Raw genomic sequence first — 18,719 nt, 5'->3', positions numbered from 1 at the left:
AGCTCCTGTTCTTAGGTGTCGAGAGCCGCAACGATTTGCGGCGTGATCTTTGCGGCGGTGAGGCCGAAATGGTCGTAGAGAGCGTCGATAGGGGCGGACGCGCCGAAGCTGTCTATGCCGAAGCGAAGGCCGCCGATACCGGTGTAGCGTTCCCACCCAAAGGTGACGCCCGCCTCGATCGATACGCGCAACACGCCTTCTGGAAGGATGTCATCGCGATAGGCTGCGGTCTGCGCATCGAACCGCGCCCAGTTCGGCATGGAGACGACATCTGCGCCTAAACCAGACGCTTCGAGAGCCTCGGCAACCTGAACGGCAATCTCGACTTCCGAACCGGTCGCCATCAAAACAACGCGCCGTTCGGCCTTTGCGGCACGAAGGCGATAGGCGCCCTTTGCCGAGAGATTTTCGCTCTTCTCGGTGCGAAGCTGCGGCAAGTTCTGGCGCGTCAGCGCAAGAAGCGACGGGCCGGTCGCATCCTGCAGCGACAACTCCCAGCATTCCGCTGTCTCGACGATGTCGCACGGGCGATACACGTCGAGATTGGGGATCATACGCAGGCTCATCACATGCTCGATGGGCTGATGCGTCGGACCGTCTTCGCCAAGACCGATGCTGTCATGCGTCATCACATAGATCACGCGCGCGCGCTGCAAGGCGGAGAGGCGAATGGCCGAGCGGCAATAATCCGAGAAAACAAGGAACGTGCCGCCATAGGGAATGACGCCACCGTGCAAGGCCATGCCATTCATCGCCGCCGCCATGCCGAATTCGCGAATGCCATAATAGACATAGCGGCCGGAATAATCGTCCTTCGTCAGCGGCGTGGTCGATTTGGTCTTGGTGTTGTTCGACCCGGTAAGGTCAGCCGATCCGCCAAGCGTTTCCGGCAGCAGATCGTTAATTGCGCCCAGCGTCAGTTCGCTCGCGCGACGGGTGGCGACTTTTTGCGGATTGGCGATCAGGCTGTCGATATAGGCTTCAAGGCTGAAGTCGGCAGGCAAATCACCGGCCATCCGGCGCTCAAATTCTGAGGCACTGGCGTTGTTTGCGAGGCGTTCTTCCCAAGCTGTGCGAACGTCCGCGCTGCGTGTACCAGCCTTGTGCCATTCGGCGGCGACATCGGCAGGAATGACGAACGGTTCCGAGTCCCAACCCAGAAACGCCCGCGATGCCGTGACTTCATCCGCACCCAAGGGCGAACCGTGCACGCCGGAGGTGCCGCTCTTGTTGGGCGAACCGTAGCCGATTTTGGTGGCGCAAGCGATAAGCGACGGACGAGGATCGGCGACTGCTTCGGCAATCGCCCGGCGAATGTCGGCCGGGTTGTGACCGTCGCACGACACGACATGCCAGCCCGTTGCAGTGTAACGCGCGCCGATATCTTCGCTGCTCGACATGCTGACTGCGCCGTCGATCGTAATCTTGTTGTCATCCCACAGGACGATCAGGCGACCAAGACCCAGATGTCCAGCAAGGCCGATGGCTTCATGGTTGATGCCTTCCATCAGGCAGCCGTCGCCTGCGATCACCCATGTGCGATGATCGACGAGATCGTCGCCAAAGGTCGCGTTCAGATGCCGTTCGGCAATGGCCATACCGACAGCCGTCGCAAGCCCCTGCCCCAACGGGCCGGTGGTCGTTTCGATGCCAGCAAGTTCGAAATTCTCAGGATGCCCGGCACAAGGGCTGTGCAACTGCCGAAAATTGCGAATGTCCTCAATGGTCGGACGTGCGTAGCCGGTGAGATGCAGCAAGCTGTAGATCAGCATGGAGCCATGGCCCGCAGACAGCACGAAACGGTCGCGGTCGGCCCATTTAGGCGCCGATGGATCGAACTTCAGATATTCCCGAAACAGGACCGTCGCAACATCTGCCATGCCCATCGGCATTCCCGGATGACCGCTGTTTGCGGCCTGAACCGCGTCCATGGACAGCGCCCTGATGGCGTTGGCGAGCATCGTTTCGGAAACGGTCATCGGCTTTTCTGTTCTTCCCGGTCGAAGTTGCGCCAGCGGAACGCCTTGACGGCGGTGGATGCGGCGAGTCGTAATTTGGCCCCCATTTGTCGCCAGAAGACACAGGCGTCAACCGCGGCAACCATTTGAAAGGCCGCGACAGGACATAGCGCCCGATAACCGGCATGAGCTTTATGCTGCATCGCACAGTGATATCAGCACTTTCGCTCGGGGCGCTCTTGCTGCTATGTATGTTTCATGTCGAGTGATCGCATGATGCAGGCCATCGGCCGAATGGAGCGCGCACTGTCCCAGATCGAGCGGACAGTGGAGCAGCGGGCCGATGCAACGTCGAAATCCCCCCCCGTCAATCATGCCGAAGCGACTGCCGCGCTACGATCGCTGGATGTCCTTATCGCCGAATTGAAGGCAGCATCCCATGGCTGAAGTCACTGTGAGCATTGGCGGGCGACAATATGCCATTCATTGTCGTGATGGCGAGGAAGTGCATCTCGATACGCTGGCCGGTTTGGTGGACGCTAAGGCTTATGTGGCACGACAATCGACGCCGGGTCTCACCGAAGTACGGCAATTGCTTTTCGCCGCGCTGTTTCTGGCCGATGAAATCAACGATCTGAAACGCGAACTGGCCGGTCGGCAAGGCAGCCTCGCGCTGCCGGAAAACGACGATAGTGCTGCGGTTATGATCGAAAGCCTGGCTGGGCGCCTCGAAAGCCTTGCGGAAAGGCTTGCCCCTGCCCCGGCGGCACCCTAGATACATTGGTGGCGGGCACTGCCTGGTACGAGCTTTAGCGAACATCCCTGAGGCGATAATCACATCCAAGGGGGCTGTCCCTGACCGGGCCTCGGCCCGACTTACATGGTCCCCACCTGACGTTGAGGCGTCAGAGGATATTCCAGCAAACGGCCGAGGCGGTCCCGCCACCCTTCCACGGCCCAGATGCGACGGGACAATTTTTCATTGAGCGACAAGCAGACTTTGCGCGACGAGGCACGGAATCGACGCCGTACCTTCGTAGCTGGCCTAGACCCCCTCGCCCATCGGCTGGCGTTCAAGGTGCTGCCATCGCCCTTGGCCGACCGGATCGGCGCCCACGATACGATCGCACTATACGTCGCGATGGATGACGAAGCGCCGGCGCAAAGGCTGGCGCACGCTTTGATCGCCCGCGGCAAGACAGTCGCTTTGCCTCGCGCGCTCGACCGGCTCGGGAGTATGGAGTTTTGCCGCTGGACGCCTGAGGATGCTTTGGTGTCCGGGCCATTTGGCACCAGTCATCCGGCATCCGGCAGCCAAATAGTGGCGCCTGATGTGATCATTGCACCTTTACTGGCGTTCGATCTGGCCATGGGGCGGCTTGGTCAGGGCGGCGGATATTATGACCGTGCCTTTGCGCGCCATCCCGATTCCTTGCGGATTGGAATTGCATGGTCCGTACAACAATTGGCGCATGTTCCGATGGACCCGTGGGATCTCCCGCTGGACGCGGTATTGACGGAAACCAGCTTCATCGAAGGGGCGCAGGCATGAACAGCTATCCGACACCGCCGCAACCAAGCTGGCGCAAGCCGGTCGGCATGTTGCTCATCCTTGGCATAATCACCGTCTGGGCGGTCATCGTGGGTAGCTGTTCGCCGTGGATCGGGCAGTTGCCCATGATCGCGCAGATCCCGATCTATGTCGTTGCGGGAATCGTCTGGATATTACCGCTCAAGCCGCTGCTCGCATGGATGGAAACCGGTCGTTTTCGCTGGCGCGCTTAGCGCGTTCGCGATCAACAAAAAGGTGGGTTATACCAAGTGGAACGCGGTGCCATTTTCACCTTATTTACAGGGAAAATGGCGCGAGTGACGGGACTTGAACCCGCGACCTCCGGCGTGACAGGCCGGCGCTCTAACCAACTGAGCTACACCCGCGTTCGGTGTGGAGGGGGCCAACTATAAGAGCGGGCCTGACCTGTCAACCGTCCTGCGCATCCTCTTTTAGATTATCGTGATTTTCATGGCGTGGCGTTGCCGTCAGCGTGCCAGCTTCGAACAGGAAACCAGCAATATCGGGCTTTCCAGCCGCAGCGGCGACAGTCTGAATAATGATCAGCAACGGCACCGCCAACAGCGCGCCAGGCGTGCCCCACACCCATCCCCAGAAGCTGAGCGATACGAGAATCAGCAGCGGGTTCATCGTGAGGCGGCGGCCCAGCACCAGCGGCGTAATCACGTTCGCTTCAACCAGATGAAAACCGATCTGAATTGCGGCCGGGAGCAATGCGATCCACACGTCGTTGAAGACCATCAGGCCGCCCAGAGCGAGCAGCACGGCGGCAAGGATCGGTCCGAAATAGGGCACGAAGTTGAGCAGCGCGACGATACCGCCCCACATCAAAGGCGATGGCATCCCCACCAGATAGAGCGAAAGAGCTACTGCGGCCCCGAGGCTCAAGTTGATCGTCGCGATGGTGAGCACATAAGCCGATGTCGAATCGACGACGTTCTGGATCACGCGTGCAATCGCCAACGCGCCGTCATAGCTATCGCGGCTACTGATGGTTTTCTTGCGCAGCTTGGTCCAGCCCGCTAGAAAGAAGTAAATCGCCAGCAAAGCGAAAAATGTCTGGATAAGCGCTGACGGCGCCGACGTCGCCGCAAATTGAAGCAGCGACCGGGGCGCGGCAAATGCAGCGGTCTGCGCTGCTGCGACGGGCCCGGTGGCGAGCATCTGCACCGTTTCATCAAGAAATTTTTCGAGTTGAGAGTAAATGTCGATCACGGGGGCCAGATTGGATTGAATCTGCCCGATGCGTGACGGCAGGATGCCAAACCAATCCGTTGCCGGGACGACGATCAGCACGAGCGCCGTATTCGCGACGATCAGGAACACGATCACCGCGATCAGTGCGGCCAGAGCGGATGGAAAACGACGCCGTTCCATCCATTCGAGCAACGGGACCAGCGCAATCGCGATCACCAGCGCGGCTGTCAGCGGGAGAAAGAACTCCGCCCCTGCCCGAAGCGCGAAAGGGATCGCCAGCATCAGGCCGACGCCGGCGATCAGCGCCAGCGAAGCAAGTAGGCGATCCCGCCTGCGGTCGATTTCCGCCCTGTCATTCGGTTTTTGGGACACAACGGCTCCGGCAATATGGCTTTGTTCTCTATGCACTACACCATGTCCGCCTCCAATGCGCGCAATCAGCATTAACCATATTTTTGGAAGCCGCTTGCTACACCCATGCCTGCCATCAAAAATGCAAGGTACTCATGCTCCGCTTCGCTGCCTTTTCCGTCATAGCTTCGCTCGCCACCGGTCCCGCCTTTGCAGGAAAACCCGCTGTCACGCTGGCCGCGCAGACATTTGTCGAGAAAGTGACGACCGACGTAAACGGCAATGCGCGGCGGGTGCTTGCGGCTCCGGGTCAGATCAGTAGAGGCGACCGACTCGTGTTCGTGGTACGCTATCGCAACAACAGTGCCGCGCCAGTCGACGGCTTTGCCGTCACCAATCCCATACCGGCGTCTTTGCGCGTAGATCCCAACCATCCCGACATGCAGGTGTCGATAGACAATGGCCGCAATTGGGGCCGATTGACGGGGATGACAGTCGCAACGCCCCTGGGCGGCGTTCGCCGTGCCACCGCCGATGACGTCACACATGTCCGCTGGACCGCGCCGCAAGCCATCCGTCCCGGCGACGAAGGCCGCATCAGCTATCGTGCAACCGTACGGTAGCTTTCCCGACCGGACAAAAACCCCTATGACGCAGCTTCGCGGATAGGGGAACGCACATGCTGCCTTACGCACTTGTTACCGGTGCCTCTGCCGGACTAGGCACGTTGTTCGCCGAAGCCCTGGCAGCAGAAGGACGCCCGCTGGTTATCGTCGCGCGGCGTAGAGACAGGCTGGACGCCATCGCGGCAGATTTGCGATCCCGATTCGGAACCCAGGTGCTGCCGATTGCTCTCGATCTGGCTGCTGCCGATGCGCCTGAAATGCTGTTTGCCCAACTCGAGCAGCAGGGCATCGTCATCGACACTTTAATCAATAATGCCGGTTTCGGCGCGCGCGGCGCATTTGCCGAGCTTGATCTGACTATGCAGTCAGAGATGGTCGACCTCAATTGCCGGACTTTGATGGCCCTGTGCCATCGCGCTTTGCCCGCCATGATCGCGCAGAAGAATGGTGCGATCCTCAACCTGGCTTCGGTCGCCGGATTTTTACCCGGACCGTATATGAGCACCTATTACGCGACGAAGGCGTTCGTGCTCAGCCTGTCCCAGGCGCTGCACGAAGAGGTGAAGGACAGAGGCGTTCGTGTGAGCGCACTGTGCCCCGGCCCGACCGATACCGAATTTGCCGCCGTTGCCGGACTGACCAACAGTCGCCTCTTCCAGATGAACGTATCCACCGCCAAAGACGTCGTGCGTGACGGCATGGCAGCACTGCGTGACAACAAAGCCGTCGCCGTGGCCGGCCTGTCGAACAAGCTGATGGTCGCCGGACTTCGCTTCATTCCCAGAGGCTTGGCGCGCGGCATGGCCGCGCGATTGCAAAAGGGCCGCGGTTAACCCCTAGTTATCGAATAGCAGCACCGGCGTTTCGAGCAGCTTGCGTAGCGCCTGCACGTAACTGGCCGCATCCCAGCCATCGACGACGCGATGATCGCAACTGATCGACAGGTTCATCAGCTTCGCTGCGACGATTTCACCATCGCGGATGACAGGACGTTCGATCACGCGATTGGGACCGATAATCGCGACTTCGGGGCGATTAATGACCGGCGTGGTCGCAATGCCGCCCAGCGGGCCAAGCGAAGTCAGGGTTAGCGTCGATCCGGAGAGTTCCTCCGACTTGGCCTTGCCACTGCGCGCAGCGTCCGACAGGCGACGGATTTCGCTCGCCAACTGCCATACATTGCGGTCCTGCGCGTCACGGATGACAGGGACCATCAGGCCCGCATCGGTCTGCGTCGCCATACCGAGATGGACCGACCCATGCCGCGTCACGATCCCCGCCTCGTCGTCATAACGCGCGTTGATCATCGGGAAATCGGGGATAGCCTTGCACACCGCCACTATGATGAGCGGCAAAAGCGTCAGCTTCGGGCGGTCGCCGCGATTGGCGTTAAGGTCCGCGCGCATCGCTTCCAGCAAGGTGACGTCGATTTCCTCGACATAAGTGAAATGCGGGATGTTGCGCTTGGATGCCGCCATATTCTCGGCAATCCGGCGGCGCATCCCGATAACCTTGATGGGCTCATCCGGACGCTTGCGTGAGGCACCGGCAGGACGGTAGCCATCACCCTGCCCATAGAGCAGAAACGCATCGAGATCGCTGTGGCGGATGCGGTCAGCCGTCGTGCGGACCTGCGACAGATCGACGCCCAGTTCCTTGGCGCGTGCGCGCACGGCGGGCGACGCGAGGACAGTCACAGCCTTGCTTTCTGGCATGACGTGCTCCTGCGTAAGCAGGAGCCCCGGGTTCGAGGGTTCAACTTTGTCGCTCTGTACCCCTGCTTCCGTAGGAGCACTGTCTTCGCCCGCTGGGGCAACTTCCTCAACGCCGGGATTCTCAGCCTCGACGATCTCCTCCGACGGCGTTTCAATCTCGACCTCACCTTCGGTCTCGATCACCACCAGCATCGCACCGATGGACACCTGATCCCCCGGTTCGCCTGCCAGTTCGACAACAGTTCCCGCCACCGGAGATTCCAGTTCGACCGTCGCCTTGTCCGTCATCATGTCGGCGAGACCCTGATCTTCCTCGACCCGGTCGCCCACCGCCACATGCCATGCAACGATCTCTGCTTCGGAAATGCCTTCGCCAATGTCGGGAAGCGTGAATGTGAAACGTGCCATGGCCCGTTAGTCCTTCATGATCTTGTTGATGGCATCGCGAATGCGGATCGGTCCGGGGAAATAAGCCCACTCCAGACTGTGCGGATAAGGCGTGTCGAAACCGGTGACCCGTTCAATCGGTGCTTCGAGGTGATAGAAGCACCGCTCCTGCACCAAGGCCGAAAGCTCCGCGCCAAAGCCACTGGTGCGCGTTGCTTCATGCACGATCAGGCAATGGCCGGTTTTCTTTACCGAGGCTTCAATCGCTTCGATATCCAGCGGTACGAGCGTACGCAGATCGATGATTTCCGCGTCGATGCCCATTTCCTCGACCGTGCTGGCAACCACATGCACCATAGTGCCGTAGCACAGGATCGTCAGCGCCTCGCCAGCGCGTGCGATCCGCGCCTTGCCCAGCGGGATTTTGTAATAGCCTTCCGGCACCTGCGCGTCGGGATGGCCGCCCCAGTTGCGCGAAGGACGGTCATAATGCCCATCGAACGGGCCGTTATAGATGCGCTTGGGTTCGAAGAAGATCGTCGGATCATTATCCTCGATTGCTGCGATCAGCAGTCCCTTGGCGTCATAAGGCGTCGCGGGAATGACTGTCTTGATGCCCGACACATGGGTAAAGATACCTTCGGGGGACTGACTATGCGTCTGGCCGCCAAAAATGCCCCCGCCAAAGGGGGAGCGAACCGTCATCGGCGCGATAAATTCGCCTGCCGAACGATAGCGCAATCGCGCCGCCTCCGACACCAACTGATCGAGCGCAGGGTAAATATAGTCCGCGAACTGTATCTCAGGCACCGGACGCAGACCATAGGCGCCCATGCCCACCGCGACGCCGATGATGCCGCATTCGGTGATCGGCGTATCAAACACCCGGTTCTTGCCATATTTCTTCTGAAGGCCCGCCGTCGCGCGGAACACCCCGCCGAAAAAGCCGACATCCTCGCCCATCACGACGACATCAGGATCGCGATCCATCATGACGTCGAGCGCGCTGTTGATCGCTTGGATCATGTTCATCTGCGTGGCGTCGGCCACGGTTTCGGTGATGACCTCGCTCACAGTCCAGCCGCCTTTTTCTCGCCCAGCGCCATGTCGAGCTGTTCCTTCAGATGCCATGGCATGTCTTCGAACACGTCCTCGAACATCGTTTCGAAAGGCTGGTGCATGCCGTGACCGAGAATTCCGTTCTTTTCCGCTTCGCGCGCCGCGTCCTTCACAATGGATGCTAACTCCAGATCCATCGCAGCGTGGCGTTCGTCATCCCAGACACCCAGCCCGATGACATGCGCCTTCAGCCGTGCGATCGGATCGCCCAGCGGCCAGGCACTGCCTTCGTCGGCGGAGCGGTATTGGCCGGGATCGTCAGAGGTGCTGTGTCCTTCTGCGCGATAGGTGAAATGTTCGATCAGCGTCGGCCCTGCGTTGCTGCGCGCGCGATCCGCTGCCCAGCGGGTGGCGGCATAGACGGCCAGCGCATCATTGCCATCCACGCGCAGGCTGGCGATGCCATAGCCTACGCCGCGCGCGGCGAAGGTGGTATTCTCACCACCCGCAAATCCTGAGAAGCTGCTGATAGCCCACTGATTATTCACGATATTCAAGATGACGGGCGCTCGATACACGCTGGCAAACGTGCATGCCGAATGGAAGTCGCCTTCCGCGGTCGATCCCTCACCACACCACGTCGCGGCAATGCGCGTGTCACCCCGTGCCGCACTCGCCATCGCCCAGCCGACCGCTTGCGGCCATTGCGTGGTCAAATTGCCGGAAATCGAAAAGAATCCCGCGTCGCGCACCGAGTACATGATCGGCAATTGCCTGCCCTTCATGCGGTCGGCGCGATTCGAGTAGATCTGGTTCATCATGTCGACCAGCGACCAGTCGCGGGCGATCAACAGCCCCTGCTGACGATAGCTGGGGAAACACATGTCGTCGCTGGCCAGCGCGTGCGCAGCAGCTACGGCCACGGCCTCTTCGCCCGTGCACTTCATATAAAAGCTGGTTTTGCCCTGCCGCTGCGCACGGAACATGCGCTCGTCGAAGGCGCGGGTCAGCGCCATCGAGCGCAGGATCTTCAGCGCCACATCCGGGCTGAGATTGGGGTTCCACGGTCCTACAGCGCGCGCCTCGTCGTCCAGCACCCTAACCAGTCCATAGGCAAGATCACGCATCGATCCTGCTGCGGCGGTTTCGTCGGGCCGGGGCGTTACACCGGCGGCCGGAACGTCGATATCGCTAAAGTCTGCGACGTCGCCCGGCCGAAACTTCGGCTCTGGAACGTGCAGCGTCAAAGGCGGCATGTTACGCTGATTGTCGCGGTGATCGGTCATCGCTGCTCCACGCGCCATTCTATTGCGGCGCAACATTGTTGCTCTATGACGCTATAATATTACGACCTGCAAAAAAGGCAAGTGTTCCTGACCTAAAATTTCTAGACGGCAACCGGAGCCGACAGGGCCGCCTGAGGGGCATACTCAGACACGACAAAGTCCTCGATTTTATAGTCAAATATGTTTTTCGCGTGTCGACTTATTGTGAGTTTGGGTGCGCCTGTCGGCTTGCGGGCCAGTTGCGCTTCGACAAGGTCGGCATGGTTGAGGTACAAGTGCACGTCGCCTCCCGACCAAACGACCTCGCCGGGTTCAAGGTCGGTTTGTTGCGCCAGCATCCGCGTCAACATCGACAAGCCAAAGATGTTGAACGCAAAGCCCAACCCCAAATCGCAACTGCGCTGAAACAGCAGGCCTGACAGCTTCCCATTTGCGACATGGAATTGATAGGTCATGTGGCACGGAGGAAGCGCCATGTTGGGCACTTCCGCCACGTTCCAGCCCGTAAACAGAAGGCGGCGTGAACCGGGCGTTTTACGGATCGAATCGACCAGTTCCGCTATCTGATTATGGCCCCGCTCTGCCCGCCGAAACATATTGTCGCCCGCAGGCTCATAGAGCGGCCAGTTCGTCCACTGCGCACCATAGACTGGCCCCAGATCGCCCCATTGGGCGGCAAAAGCGTCATCCGCGATAATGCGCGCTTCGAAGGCGTCGCGATCGATATCCTCGCCTGTCGCCTTACGATAGCTGTCGAGCGGCCAGTCGGTCCAGATATGTACCCCCTGCTCCACCAAAGAACGAATGTTGGTATCGCCGGTCAGGAACCAGAGCATCTCCCGCGCCGCTACTTTCCAGTAAACGCGCTTCGTCGTCAGCAAGGGAATGGCGTTATCGGCCAGGCTGAACCGCATGGTCGCACCGAAAACAGATCGCGTACCCACCCCCGTCCGATCGACACGCTCATCGCCCTGCGTCCAGATATGGCGCATCAGGTCGAGATATTGTTGTTCGTAATGCGGCGTATCGGACAAAGGCGTGCTTTCGAATCTGCGTATGCCGCATGTCTAACGCACCGGCGGCGCGTATCCAACCGAACACACCGTTCATCTTACTGATCCATAATGGATGTGTTACCTCTGGCGAATGCGTTGCAGTGGCTGCACCGTCCTGGAATGCGATATAATGGCAAGCCAATCCGGCCTAAACACACGACCGATACCGTCGAAACGGCGATTATCCTGTTGCTGGACGCCAAGGGCCATACTCTGGACCGGCTCGAATATGCGGGCGGGACAGATCAGTTGCGCTTGCCGTGGCGGGACATCGTTCTGCAGGCGCTTATAGCAGATTGTCGCGGCGCCGTGCTGATGCACAACCATCCATCGGGCGATCCCAACCCCAGCGACGCGGATATTCAGGTAACGCGTATGCTATGTCGGATGCTGCGGATGCTCGAAATGAAACTGCTCGATCACATTATCGTGACCACGGAAACAAGCTTCAGCTTCCGCGAGAATGGTCTCCTGTAAAGCCAATGTTCGCACGTCGGAAAAAAGGCACCACGGGCGCTTGCCACAGGGGCTACCCACAACTATAGACCGCCGCCTGCCTTGTCGGGATCGCTTCGTCGCGGTTCCGCATCGGTCGGGGAATAGCTCAGCCTGGTAGAGCACTGTCTTCGGGAGGCAGGGGCCGGAGGTTCGAATCCTCTTTCCCCGACCAACAAATTCTAGTGAAACCGCCTGTTTTCCGTCTACTTGTGTAGCACGGGAGACAGGGGTTGTCGCCACAAATTGAACCTTGGGGTTCATATTTTCCTCCTTTGAACCGCATTCGCGACCTTCACCAGATAGCCGGGACTGAACCTGCTGTAGTGGCGTTGCGTGGTCGAATCGTCATCGTGTCCCATGTACTGCGCCAGTTCGGGCATGCTGATCCCGCCCTCCGCTGCCCAGACCGCGCCGGTGTGGCGAAGGGTGTAGGGCGTGACATAGATACCGCTTCGTTCGCTTGCCGCCTGAAACGCCTTCTTGATGTTGGCGACAGGCTTTCCACCCCGCTCGATCACGTTGGCGATCTGCCGCGCCTTGAAGGCAGCTTGCAGGGCTTCGCGCAGTTCTTCGTTCATGGATATGACCGGGCGACGCTTCGCCGTCTGGCGTCGGCCATCTGCGTTGAGGTCGATCAGGCCGCGATCAAAGTCGACGCGATCCCATGTCAGTTCCAGGATGGCCGATGGCCGCGCCATAGTGAAGAGGCCAAGCAGCACATAGAGACGAGCATGCGGTGCGCGCACGGCGGAATAAAATGTTTCGAATTGCGCATGCGATAGGTGGCGCACCTTACGCTCTGCGGTAGGCGGCAACCACATTTCAGGCCGCGCCTCGGTAAACTTCGCTTTGCGCGCCCAGCCTATAGCGGTCGACAGCATCAGCAGTTCATAGCGCACCGTCGACGGGCCAGCCTTGCGCTGTGCTGCATAGCCGCGACACATTTGCTGGTCGACCAGATCCGGGTTGCCGCGCTCAAAGAACAGCCGCATCGCCTTCCACGCATCCTTGCGGCGCTGCGTCGACGGCTTGTGGTCAAGTTCAAGAGAGGCAATATAGGCTTCCACTATGCGTCCGATGGTCCACGGCTCGTCGCTTCCGGCCTGCCATTCACGACGCGCTTCCGCCTCCGCGCTCTGGCGATCCTCGGCGCAGAGTTGCTTTCTCCGACGCTTGCCGTCGACGTGCCAGACAAGTGCGTATCCCCCTCGGAATCGCTGGACGGTGTATTCTGACATTCGATTTTCTCGACCTCTTCGGCGGGTATGCGGATCAGGATGCCAAGCCGGAACGCCCGCAGTTGTTTCCGGTCGATCATCTTGCGGATCAACCCTTCGCTGCATCCCCAGCGTGCTGCAAGGTTTGGGACCGTGTATGGTGTCGCCAGGTTGCGCGCCACAGCCGTCACCGCCCCTCTCCATGAAGTGCTGCTTGGATCATGGCACGGTAAATCTGCCCGCCATCGCCGCCAAGCGCCTCACATTGCTGGCCTGCTGCAATCATCTCCGGCGTCGGGGTAAGTAATTCTTTCAGCGCGGCGCGGGCACAGTCGTGCAACTCTTTTGCTGTCAGCCATGTGGACACGATATCATCGCGACCTGGCCCGGTCTCTCCCATAGCCCTCGCGATCTTTTCAATCATCATGGCTGGGTTGCTCCGGTGCGAGTGGGGGCAACACGGCGATGCGAAACTCGACAACGCCATTGCTTGCCACTTCAATTTCATTGCCGATGCCAACCTTGTCGCGGATGGCTTGCAGAACATCGCTGGTCACATCGTAGCGCGGCTCTTTGAAGCCCCTACCATCCTTGGTTGGACGACCGGCGAAGATGCGCTCCGATAGCACTGCTGTTGCGACACGAATAGGACTACTCATCTTCCCCCTCCCTCCCCACATCATCGACAAGGCGTTCGTCCGCGTATTGCGGGAGGAGGGCGCAATCCTGGCACAAGCCTTTCGCGTTCGATTCTGGCTTCTCGCATTCGGCGCAACTGGTGAAGTAGTGGTGCTTGCTCATTTGCGCCTCACTTTGACTTTAGCGCCTATCTCGGCAGCGATGCTTTCAATGATCGGCACGGCGGGGAAATAAGCGACGACATCGAACTTGCCGTCGCGTTCTTTAACGGTCGCGACACGGCCACGCGGACCAGTTCGTCCATAGAGCGTTATCGTATCGCCACGCGGGCAAGTGGCTTTGGGCACGACCAGCATCACAAAAGGCTTGTCAGCAATCATCTCGCCTTTGTTGAAGCGCTCGATGGCATCCATGCACAGGTCGAACAGTTCGGTAGGCTTCACCTCCCCATCCTCCTAACGCTAACCGGGCAGGACCATTGCCTGTGTCCCGGCGCTGCTTCGACATGCGGCTTGGGTGGCTTGCTCATCAAGGCAAGGGCTGTCGCGCGACGGGCGGCGCGGATGGGGTCGGGGGTAAGCATCTGTATCTGCGCCGGGTCTTGTTAGGTTCCCGGCGCTCCCTTGGTGGAAAATCTAGGTGGTGATGTGCTTCACGCCCCACATGACCGCTTCTTCGATCTTGGTCTTGGCAATCGACAATTCGCGCGATCCAAGACCCTGCCCGATGTCCGTCAGCATGTTATGAAATGACAGACCGGCATCCTTGATCGCCTGCATCTGCGCCTTCTCGTCATCGGACAGGACGCGATATGCGTGGCGCATCACGTTGTTAACCGTCCGTTCGTCGCTCGTTGAATCTACCGTATTCATCTTCTCTACCTTTCCCCCACAGCTTCCAGCCTCTGTGGGGATGATTTGCCGGGATGGCGGCGGGGGAGTTATTGCGACAGCCGATAGCCCTTAGACTTAGGCCCGACGTGATCGCCCTCGATGTCGTATCCCTGTTCGCGCAATGCCTGGATCTGCACCCGGATATTGGCCAGCGAACCGGACGGCGCCGCAACCTTGTGCAGTTCGCGGCCTGTTACCCAATCGCCATGTTGCAGGCGCGCTAGGATGCGTTTGCGGGTGCCGGATGGGGGCATTAGAAGTCTACCCCATCAGCATCATTGTGTGCCTCGCCCATATCCGTCTCAGGCTTGCCCTCTGCCGGGGTGAGCATGTCGCGGCGTAGGTCGTAGGCGGCGATGACCTTGGTGTGCAGTTCGGGGCGGTTTGCCTTTAGACGTGCAACTGCCTTTTCACCGGCAGCAATGTGATTGTTGAGCGCGTCCAGATCGTCTTGCTGGCCAAGTTCGCTAATGTGCTTTGCGGCCCATTCTGCTGCGGCGTCGGCTTTTTGCTCCATGATGAGGGGCAGGATTTTGACGCCATCCTTCTTGCCCTTCGACTTCATGACGACGACGACCGTCTCCTTTTCGATGTGGCTCATGTGGCTGATGCGAATACCGCCTGTTGCAAGCCCGCCGAATGTCACGCTGTCGTCGCGGTAGATCGTCATCGACTTGCCGACATACTCACTGGCATAGCGGCCCCAGACGCCCATCAAGATGCGGCGGATAGTCTTGCAGGGCTTGAACGGCTTGTTGTTGTCGCCATCATAGAAGATCGAAACAGGCTGATCGCCGTCATTGCCTGTCACGCGCCGGATGGTGATTGTGCGGGGTGCACCGATCAGATCATCTGCATTCAGTTGGTCCGATTTCGCTTCTACGAATTGGGCCATATCTACCATATCGTTCATGCTCTTACTCCTTCATCGCGGCGCGCAATTTCGCGTCTCGCATTCCATTTCAAATCTTCTTCCATGCCTTCCTGACGCAGCATCCAGCCAAGGAAACCGCCTTCGACTTCCGACCAAGGTTTGCCGCGAAACTTGCCAATCGGGCATGTCGGCAACAGGCGCGGCTCTTTGGTCCACGCGATCATGTCGCGGCCCGTTGCGCCTGCATCAAAGAGGGCAAGCAGAATGTGCGCGGTCACGTAGGCGTCTGGACCGGCGCGGTGCGCGGGTTGCGTCATGACATGATTAGGCGCGATCTTGTCTTGGTCTTGCAGCCAGTACCGCAGCACGCCATTGCTATGGCTAGGGGCGTCGGGCCAGACCCTGAGCGCGGCCTTGTAAGTGCAGATGACGGGAACCGGAGAGGTGAAAAACTTGGTTTCAAACTCCGCGTTGTGTGCCGCTATGGCATCCGCGACATTAGACCGCGCAAACATCGTGTCGGAGTTGAAGGCGTCCCAGCCTTCACATTCTGCAAGACTGATATGGTGGACCGCGCGCACCTCTGGAGGCATGGACTTGACGCCACACATCCATGTAGCTGGGATTTCGATTTCCCGTTTTTCAAGATGCAGATCGCACGTTCCGACCTCGCAAACCTCCGCTTCTGGCGGCTCCGTCCCGGTCGTTTCAAAGTCAATGACGCGAATGATAGTCATAAGATTATCTCCATCGATTCACGGCGCTCGGTTGGAATGAACTTCTGCCCGAGCAGTGTGGCACGGTACTCTGTGCGTTTTTGGCTTACGCGGGCTTCAAAATCTGAACAGGCGGCAAGGATTGCGCCTTGAATTAGGGGATCAGCCTCAACCCGCTTGACGAACATCGGCAAGCCGCCTGAATATGAAATAAAGTCGATCCATTTGCGCTCACTGACCAGAAGCCCGGTCTGCAACTGGAGGATATAATCCTCCGGGACCTCATTCTCCGCGATAGTCTGAACCTGATACTTCCCAGCGCGCGACTTCACCTCGATCAGGCCGTCATCGCCGACCAGACCATCAGGGCTGTACCCAATGGTGAAGCCCCATTTGTCGTTGGTAATGAACCCCGTTTCCACGACTGGCGCGTAATGTTCCTCGTATGCAGCGCGGGCGTATATCTCATCCTCTTGGCCGCGAAGCATTGCGTCGGACACATATTGAGGCTCGACAAATCCGGTTTCGCGCTGAAAAAGAATCTCATAAACGTGCTGTCGCGTCTTATCGTTGTCCGACTTCCTGAGTGACTTGACTGTAAGCAGATGCTTCATTTCTGAGGCAGTGATCACGCCACATCGCGCCGCCAGCCATTCATCACTGCCTTGGATCAGATCATCGTGGTAGATGGCGTGGCCGTTAGCTTTAACTGGCGGCGCAGTATCGGCTTCATAATCGAGCGCGGCAGATTGCGGCTCAACATAATCGAGCGAAAAGGGATTGTTCGTCATGGCTCAAAACCTCAGCGTTACGTTGGGGACATCGCCGCTACGGATCAGCAGCACGATCTTCTTGGCGGTTTCTTCGTCGGCTCCACACGTCATTATCGACTCTTTTGCGGCGCGCATGACGGCGGTCTTGTGCTTCTGATCACGGTCGCGCTTAGCTTGTTCGTCGGCTTCTTTGGCTAAGCGATCCCGCTCAACCTGTGCCGCGCGCTCAATCTCAGCGGCCCGGTCACGTTCTGCCTGCAAAGCCTTTTCATGCTCTGCCTGCATAGCTGCGCGGGCTTCGTCGGCTTTGCGCTGGACTTCCTGTTGCGCGGCCTGTGCGGCCATTTCCTTGGCGCGCTCAATGCGTTCAGCCTCGGCCTTTTCCTCAGCGGCAACGCGGGCTTTCTGGCGTTCAATTTCAGCCGCCTCAGCAGCTTCTCGCGCGACCTTCTCGCGCGCCGCGGCTTCCGCACGTTCGCGCTCGGCAGCTTCCGCCCGCAGCTTTTCCAGTTCCGCGCGTTCTTCCTCTTCACGGGTCAGACGCGCCAGCGCAGTCTTAAGCGTCGCAATGGCGTGGGCCTTGGCAGCTTCCGCGACGGTGGCCTGATCACCAAACAACTCAGGATCGATCTGGGTATTCCAAACAGCTTCACCGCGCGTCCGGACATCGGCGGCACTATCGTCCAGCGATACCATGCCATCCAGTGCCAGCCTGTTGATGATGGCGTCGCACTTGGTTTTGCGATCAGCCTCAGCCTGTTCCCATTCGGTCAGCGGCTTGCGGGCTTCGATGGCCAGCGCATCCATGCGGGTTTCAATGCCCTTCCAGGCACCGTTGACCTTGGCCGTATTATCGCGCCATTCCTTGGTCAGCCGTAGCCGATCCTTGTCGATGCTGGCTTTTTCGGTGCGCACCTTTGCCGCCGCCGATGCAATGGCTTTGCGGCCCTTGTCCGTGGTCAGATCGACTGGCGTAGCTTCGACATCCGCTTTTAGCTTGGCATAGAAGGCATCGAACTTGTCCGCGTCGAACAGAACGGCGACTGCGGTATTGGCGTTGGCAGGAACAACGTCCGTGCCAGTTTCGAATAGGGGTTGCGTGGCCATGGTGGCTCCTTCGTGTTCCGCCTTTGCGTTTTCAGCTTGGGTCAGAAGGGTGTCTAGGGGGGTGGGGATGGTTAGAGTGGTCACTTGTGCAACTCCTGCTTTTGCGCCCATGCAAGCTGATGGCGCTCGTTCATGGTCATCGGAGGTTCGCCTTCGCACATGTCGGAAAAAGCATCCGCCGCAGCGTCGTCAATTTCCTCTTGCGTCATCGGGACGTATCCAGTGCCAGCGCAGGCTTGGCATTCGACTGTAAAATCACCTGGCGAAAGATCATCATATCCGACAAAGCGCGAACGATGGTTGGGATTGACGCCGCAGACTTCGCCATGCCCGTTGCAGGCGTCACATTCGCGGTCAGGAACAAAGCCGTTGAAATAATGCATTGTCACTCTCCCATCCCCAGCGCGCCAATCAGCAGCGCAAGGACGATTAAGGTTGCGGGTAACGCCGGGGTAAGGGCGTTGCGGATAAGGTGGAGGGCGTATTGATTGCGGGTCATCCGTATGGACCCCCGCCCATTTCGTCCTCGTCGAGTTGACGTTTCCATTCGTCCCAAGCGGTGTAGGTCGGGTTTCCGCGTGAACGTGTCTGAGAACGCCCTTCGTCAGTTAGGCGTATCCTGTTGCGACCTGCGCTGGATACATGCTCGGTCGTGAACAGCCGAAGCCACACTGGCGCGGAACCTGCCGACATACGTTCGCCTTGCGCTACTATCGCGCCGTATTGGTCGATAACGCCCTCGCCTCCGCGATCTGCAAGCCATTGCAGCGCATTGATATGAGTGTCAGGCATGTC

General features: G+C 59.2%; 26 protein-coding genes, 2 tRNA genes and 1 pseudogene. 8 read left to right on the top strand and 21 right to left on the bottom strand.

Annotated features, from left to right (window positions below):
* Positions 1-11 precede the first annotated feature (11 nt).
* Both tkt and QMG56_RS15285 read right to left on the bottom strand, forming a co-directional pair.
* On the bottom strand, positions 12-1,979 hold the full coding sequence (gene tkt / locus QMG56_RS15290) for a transketolase (RefSeq protein WP_281823145.1): 1,968 nt from the start codon (positions 1,977-1,979) through the stop codon (positions 12-14).
* On the bottom strand, positions 1,976-2,161 hold the full coding sequence (locus tag QMG56_RS15285) for a hypothetical protein (protein WP_281823144.1): 186 nt from the start codon (positions 2,159-2,161) through the stop codon (positions 1,976-1,978). The genes tkt and QMG56_RS15285 overlap by 4 nt, the downstream gene beginning before the upstream one ends.
* A 55-nt stretch (positions 2,162-2,216) precedes the next feature.
* On the opposite strand from QMG56_RS15285, the gene QMG56_RS15280 reads away from it, so the two are divergent.
* The 4 genes from QMG56_RS15280 (at position 2,217) to QMG56_RS15265 (ending at position 3,743) form a co-directional block, all read left to right on the top strand.
* The gene (locus QMG56_RS15280) at positions 2,217-2,405 is read left to right on the top strand and encodes a hypothetical protein (RefSeq protein WP_281823143.1); all 189 of its coding nucleotides are present in this window, start codon (positions 2,217-2,219) and stop codon (positions 2,403-2,405) included.
* The gene (locus QMG56_RS15275; RefSeq protein WP_281823142.1) at positions 2,398-2,733 is read left to right on the top strand and encodes a cell division protein ZapA; all 336 of its coding nucleotides are present in this window, start codon (positions 2,398-2,400) and stop codon (positions 2,731-2,733) included. Before QMG56_RS15280 ends, QMG56_RS15275 begins: the two co-directional genes overlap by 8 nt.
* 186 nt (positions 2,734-2,919) lie before the next feature.
* A complete protein-coding gene (locus tag QMG56_RS15270) occupies positions 2,920-3,510 on the top strand; it encodes a 5-formyltetrahydrofolate cyclo-ligase (protein ID WP_281823141.1) in 591 nt (196 codons plus the stop codon).
* Positions 3,507-3,743, top strand: coding sequence for a DUF2842 domain-containing protein (locus tag QMG56_RS15265; protein WP_230189247.1), 237 nt, complete (start codon positions 3,507-3,509; stop codon positions 3,741-3,743). Before QMG56_RS15270 ends, QMG56_RS15265 begins: the two co-directional genes overlap by 4 nt.
* Before the next feature lie 76 nt (positions 3,744-3,819).
* Here QMG56_RS15265 and QMG56_RS15260 read toward each other — a convergent pair.
* Both QMG56_RS15260 and QMG56_RS15255 read right to left on the bottom strand, forming a co-directional pair.
* Positions 3,820-3,896 (bottom strand) — tRNA-Asp (locus tag QMG56_RS15260).
* Between the two features lie 43 nt (positions 3,897-3,939).
* A complete protein-coding gene (locus QMG56_RS15255; RefSeq protein ID WP_230189246.1) occupies positions 3,940-5,100 on the bottom strand; it encodes an AI-2E family transporter in 1,161 nt (386 codons plus the stop codon).
* A gap of 134 nt (positions 5,101-5,234) precedes the next feature.
* Between QMG56_RS15255 and QMG56_RS15250 the strand changes: the two genes are divergently transcribed.
* Positions 5,235-5,702: a hypothetical protein gene (locus tag QMG56_RS15250; RefSeq protein ID WP_281823140.1), complete on the top strand. Its 468-nt coding sequence runs from the start codon at positions 5,235-5,237 to the stop codon at positions 5,700-5,702.
* A 56-nt stretch (positions 5,703-5,758) separates the two neighbouring features.
* Positions 5,759-6,538, top strand: a complete 780-nt coding sequence (locus tag QMG56_RS15245; RefSeq protein ID WP_281823139.1) for an SDR family oxidoreductase — start codon at positions 5,759-5,761, stop codon at positions 6,536-6,538.
* Positions 6,539-6,541: 3 nt separating this feature from the next.
* Here the strand turns inward: QMG56_RS15245 and QMG56_RS15240 are convergent, their stop codons facing one another.
* From QMG56_RS15240 to thyA, 4 genes are all read right to left on the bottom strand, one after another.
* Positions 6,542-7,828, bottom strand: coding sequence for a dihydrolipoamide acetyltransferase family protein (locus QMG56_RS15240; protein WP_281823138.1), 1,287 nt, complete (start codon positions 7,826-7,828; stop codon positions 6,542-6,544).
* Between the two features lie 6 nt (positions 7,829-7,834).
* A complete protein-coding gene (locus QMG56_RS15235) occupies positions 7,835-8,839 on the bottom strand; it encodes an alpha-ketoacid dehydrogenase subunit beta (RefSeq protein WP_281823176.1) in 1,005 nt (334 codons plus the stop codon).
* A gap of 38 nt (positions 8,840-8,877) precedes the next feature.
* Complete coding sequence (locus QMG56_RS15230) at positions 8,878-10,152, bottom strand: 3-methyl-2-oxobutanoate dehydrogenase (2-methylpropanoyl-transferring) subunit alpha (RefSeq protein WP_281823137.1); 1,275 nt, start codon at positions 10,150-10,152, stop codon at positions 8,878-8,880.
* Positions 10,153-10,253: 101 nt separating this feature from the next.
* Positions 10,254-11,186, bottom strand: a complete 933-nt coding sequence (thyA, locus tag QMG56_RS15225) for a thymidylate synthase (RefSeq protein WP_281823136.1) — start codon at positions 11,184-11,186, stop codon at positions 10,254-10,256.
* A gap of 90 nt (positions 11,187-11,276) precedes the next feature.
* Here thyA and QMG56_RS15220 point away from each other — a divergent pair, with 90 nt between their 5' ends.
* Both QMG56_RS15220 and QMG56_RS15215 read left to right on the top strand, forming a co-directional pair.
* Complete coding sequence (locus tag QMG56_RS15220; protein WP_281823135.1) at positions 11,277-11,684, top strand: JAB domain-containing protein; 408 nt, start codon at positions 11,277-11,279, stop codon at positions 11,682-11,684.
* Between the two features lie 116 nt (positions 11,685-11,800).
* A tRNA-Pro gene (locus QMG56_RS15215) sits at positions 11,801-11,877 on the top strand.
* An 85-nt stretch (positions 11,878-11,962) separates the two neighbouring features.
* On the opposite strand, the gene QMG56_RS15210 is transcribed toward QMG56_RS15215, so the two are convergent.
* The 13 genes and pseudogenes from QMG56_RS15210 to QMG56_RS15155 form a co-directional block, all read right to left on the bottom strand.
* Entirely contained in the window at positions 11,963-12,943 is a 981-nt protein-coding gene (locus QMG56_RS15210; protein WP_281823134.1) for a site-specific integrase, read from the bottom strand.
* A gap of 14 nt (positions 12,944-12,957) precedes the next feature.
* A pseudogene (locus QMG56_RS23505) lies at positions 12,958-13,104 on the bottom strand (excisionase family DNA-binding protein); the annotation flags it as partial.
* 5 nt (positions 13,105-13,109) lie between these two features.
* On the bottom strand, positions 13,110-13,349 hold the full coding sequence (locus QMG56_RS15205; RefSeq protein ID WP_281823133.1) for a hypothetical protein: 240 nt from the start codon (positions 13,347-13,349) through the stop codon (positions 13,110-13,112).
* Positions 13,339-13,581, bottom strand: a complete 243-nt coding sequence (locus tag QMG56_RS15200; protein WP_281823132.1) for a hypothetical protein — start codon at positions 13,579-13,581, stop codon at positions 13,339-13,341. The genes QMG56_RS15205 and QMG56_RS15200 overlap by 11 nt, the downstream gene beginning before the upstream one ends.
* Before the next feature lie 138 nt (positions 13,582-13,719).
* Positions 13,720-14,004 carry a hypothetical protein gene (locus tag QMG56_RS15195; RefSeq protein WP_281823131.1) on the bottom strand — a complete coding sequence of 95 codons (285 nt, stop codon included), beginning with the start codon at positions 14,002-14,004 and terminating at the stop codon, positions 13,720-13,722.
* A 192-nt stretch (positions 14,005-14,196) separates the two neighbouring features.
* Positions 14,197-14,433, bottom strand: coding sequence for a hypothetical protein (locus QMG56_RS15190; protein WP_281823130.1), 237 nt, complete (start codon positions 14,431-14,433; stop codon positions 14,197-14,199).
* 68 nt (positions 14,434-14,501) lie between these two features.
* Positions 14,502-14,708, bottom strand: coding sequence for a hypothetical protein (locus QMG56_RS15185; protein WP_281823129.1), 207 nt, complete (start codon positions 14,706-14,708; stop codon positions 14,502-14,504).
* Positions 14,708-15,367, bottom strand: coding sequence for a hypothetical protein (locus QMG56_RS15180; protein ID WP_281823128.1), 660 nt, complete (start codon positions 15,365-15,367; stop codon positions 14,708-14,710). The genes QMG56_RS15185 and QMG56_RS15180 overlap by 1 nt, the downstream gene beginning before the upstream one ends.
* Positions 15,364-16,065: an exonuclease domain-containing protein gene (locus QMG56_RS15175; protein WP_281823127.1), complete on the bottom strand. Its 702-nt coding sequence runs from the start codon at positions 16,063-16,065 to the stop codon at positions 15,364-15,366. Before QMG56_RS15175 ends, QMG56_RS15180 begins: the two co-directional genes overlap by 4 nt.
* A complete protein-coding gene (locus QMG56_RS15170) occupies positions 16,062-16,835 on the bottom strand; it encodes a lambda exonuclease family protein (RefSeq protein WP_281823126.1) in 774 nt (257 codons plus the stop codon). Before QMG56_RS15170 ends, QMG56_RS15175 begins: the two co-directional genes overlap by 4 nt.
* A 3-nt stretch (positions 16,836-16,838) precedes the next feature.
* Positions 16,839-17,924 carry a hypothetical protein gene (locus QMG56_RS15165; protein ID WP_281823125.1) on the bottom strand — a complete coding sequence of 362 codons (1,086 nt, stop codon included), beginning with the start codon at positions 17,922-17,924 and terminating at the stop codon, positions 16,839-16,841.
* An 80-nt stretch (positions 17,925-18,004) separates the two neighbouring features.
* Positions 18,005-18,307: a hypothetical protein gene (locus QMG56_RS15160; RefSeq protein ID WP_281823124.1), complete on the bottom strand. Its 303-nt coding sequence runs from the start codon at positions 18,305-18,307 to the stop codon at positions 18,005-18,007.
* A gap of 112 nt (positions 18,308-18,419) precedes the next feature.
* Positions 18,420-18,716: a hypothetical protein gene (locus QMG56_RS15155; RefSeq protein ID WP_281823123.1), complete on the bottom strand. Its 297-nt coding sequence runs from the start codon at positions 18,714-18,716 to the stop codon at positions 18,420-18,422.
* Positions 18,717-18,719 lie beyond the last annotated feature (3 nt).

Source organism: Sphingobium sp. BS19 (genome assembly GCF_027925545.1).
Taxonomy (GTDB): Bacteria; Pseudomonadota; Alphaproteobacteria; order Sphingomonadales; family Sphingomonadaceae; genus Sphingobium.
The sequence above is the reverse complement of the archived record's forward strand: the minus strand, read 5'-3'. Positions and strand labels throughout refer to the sequence as shown.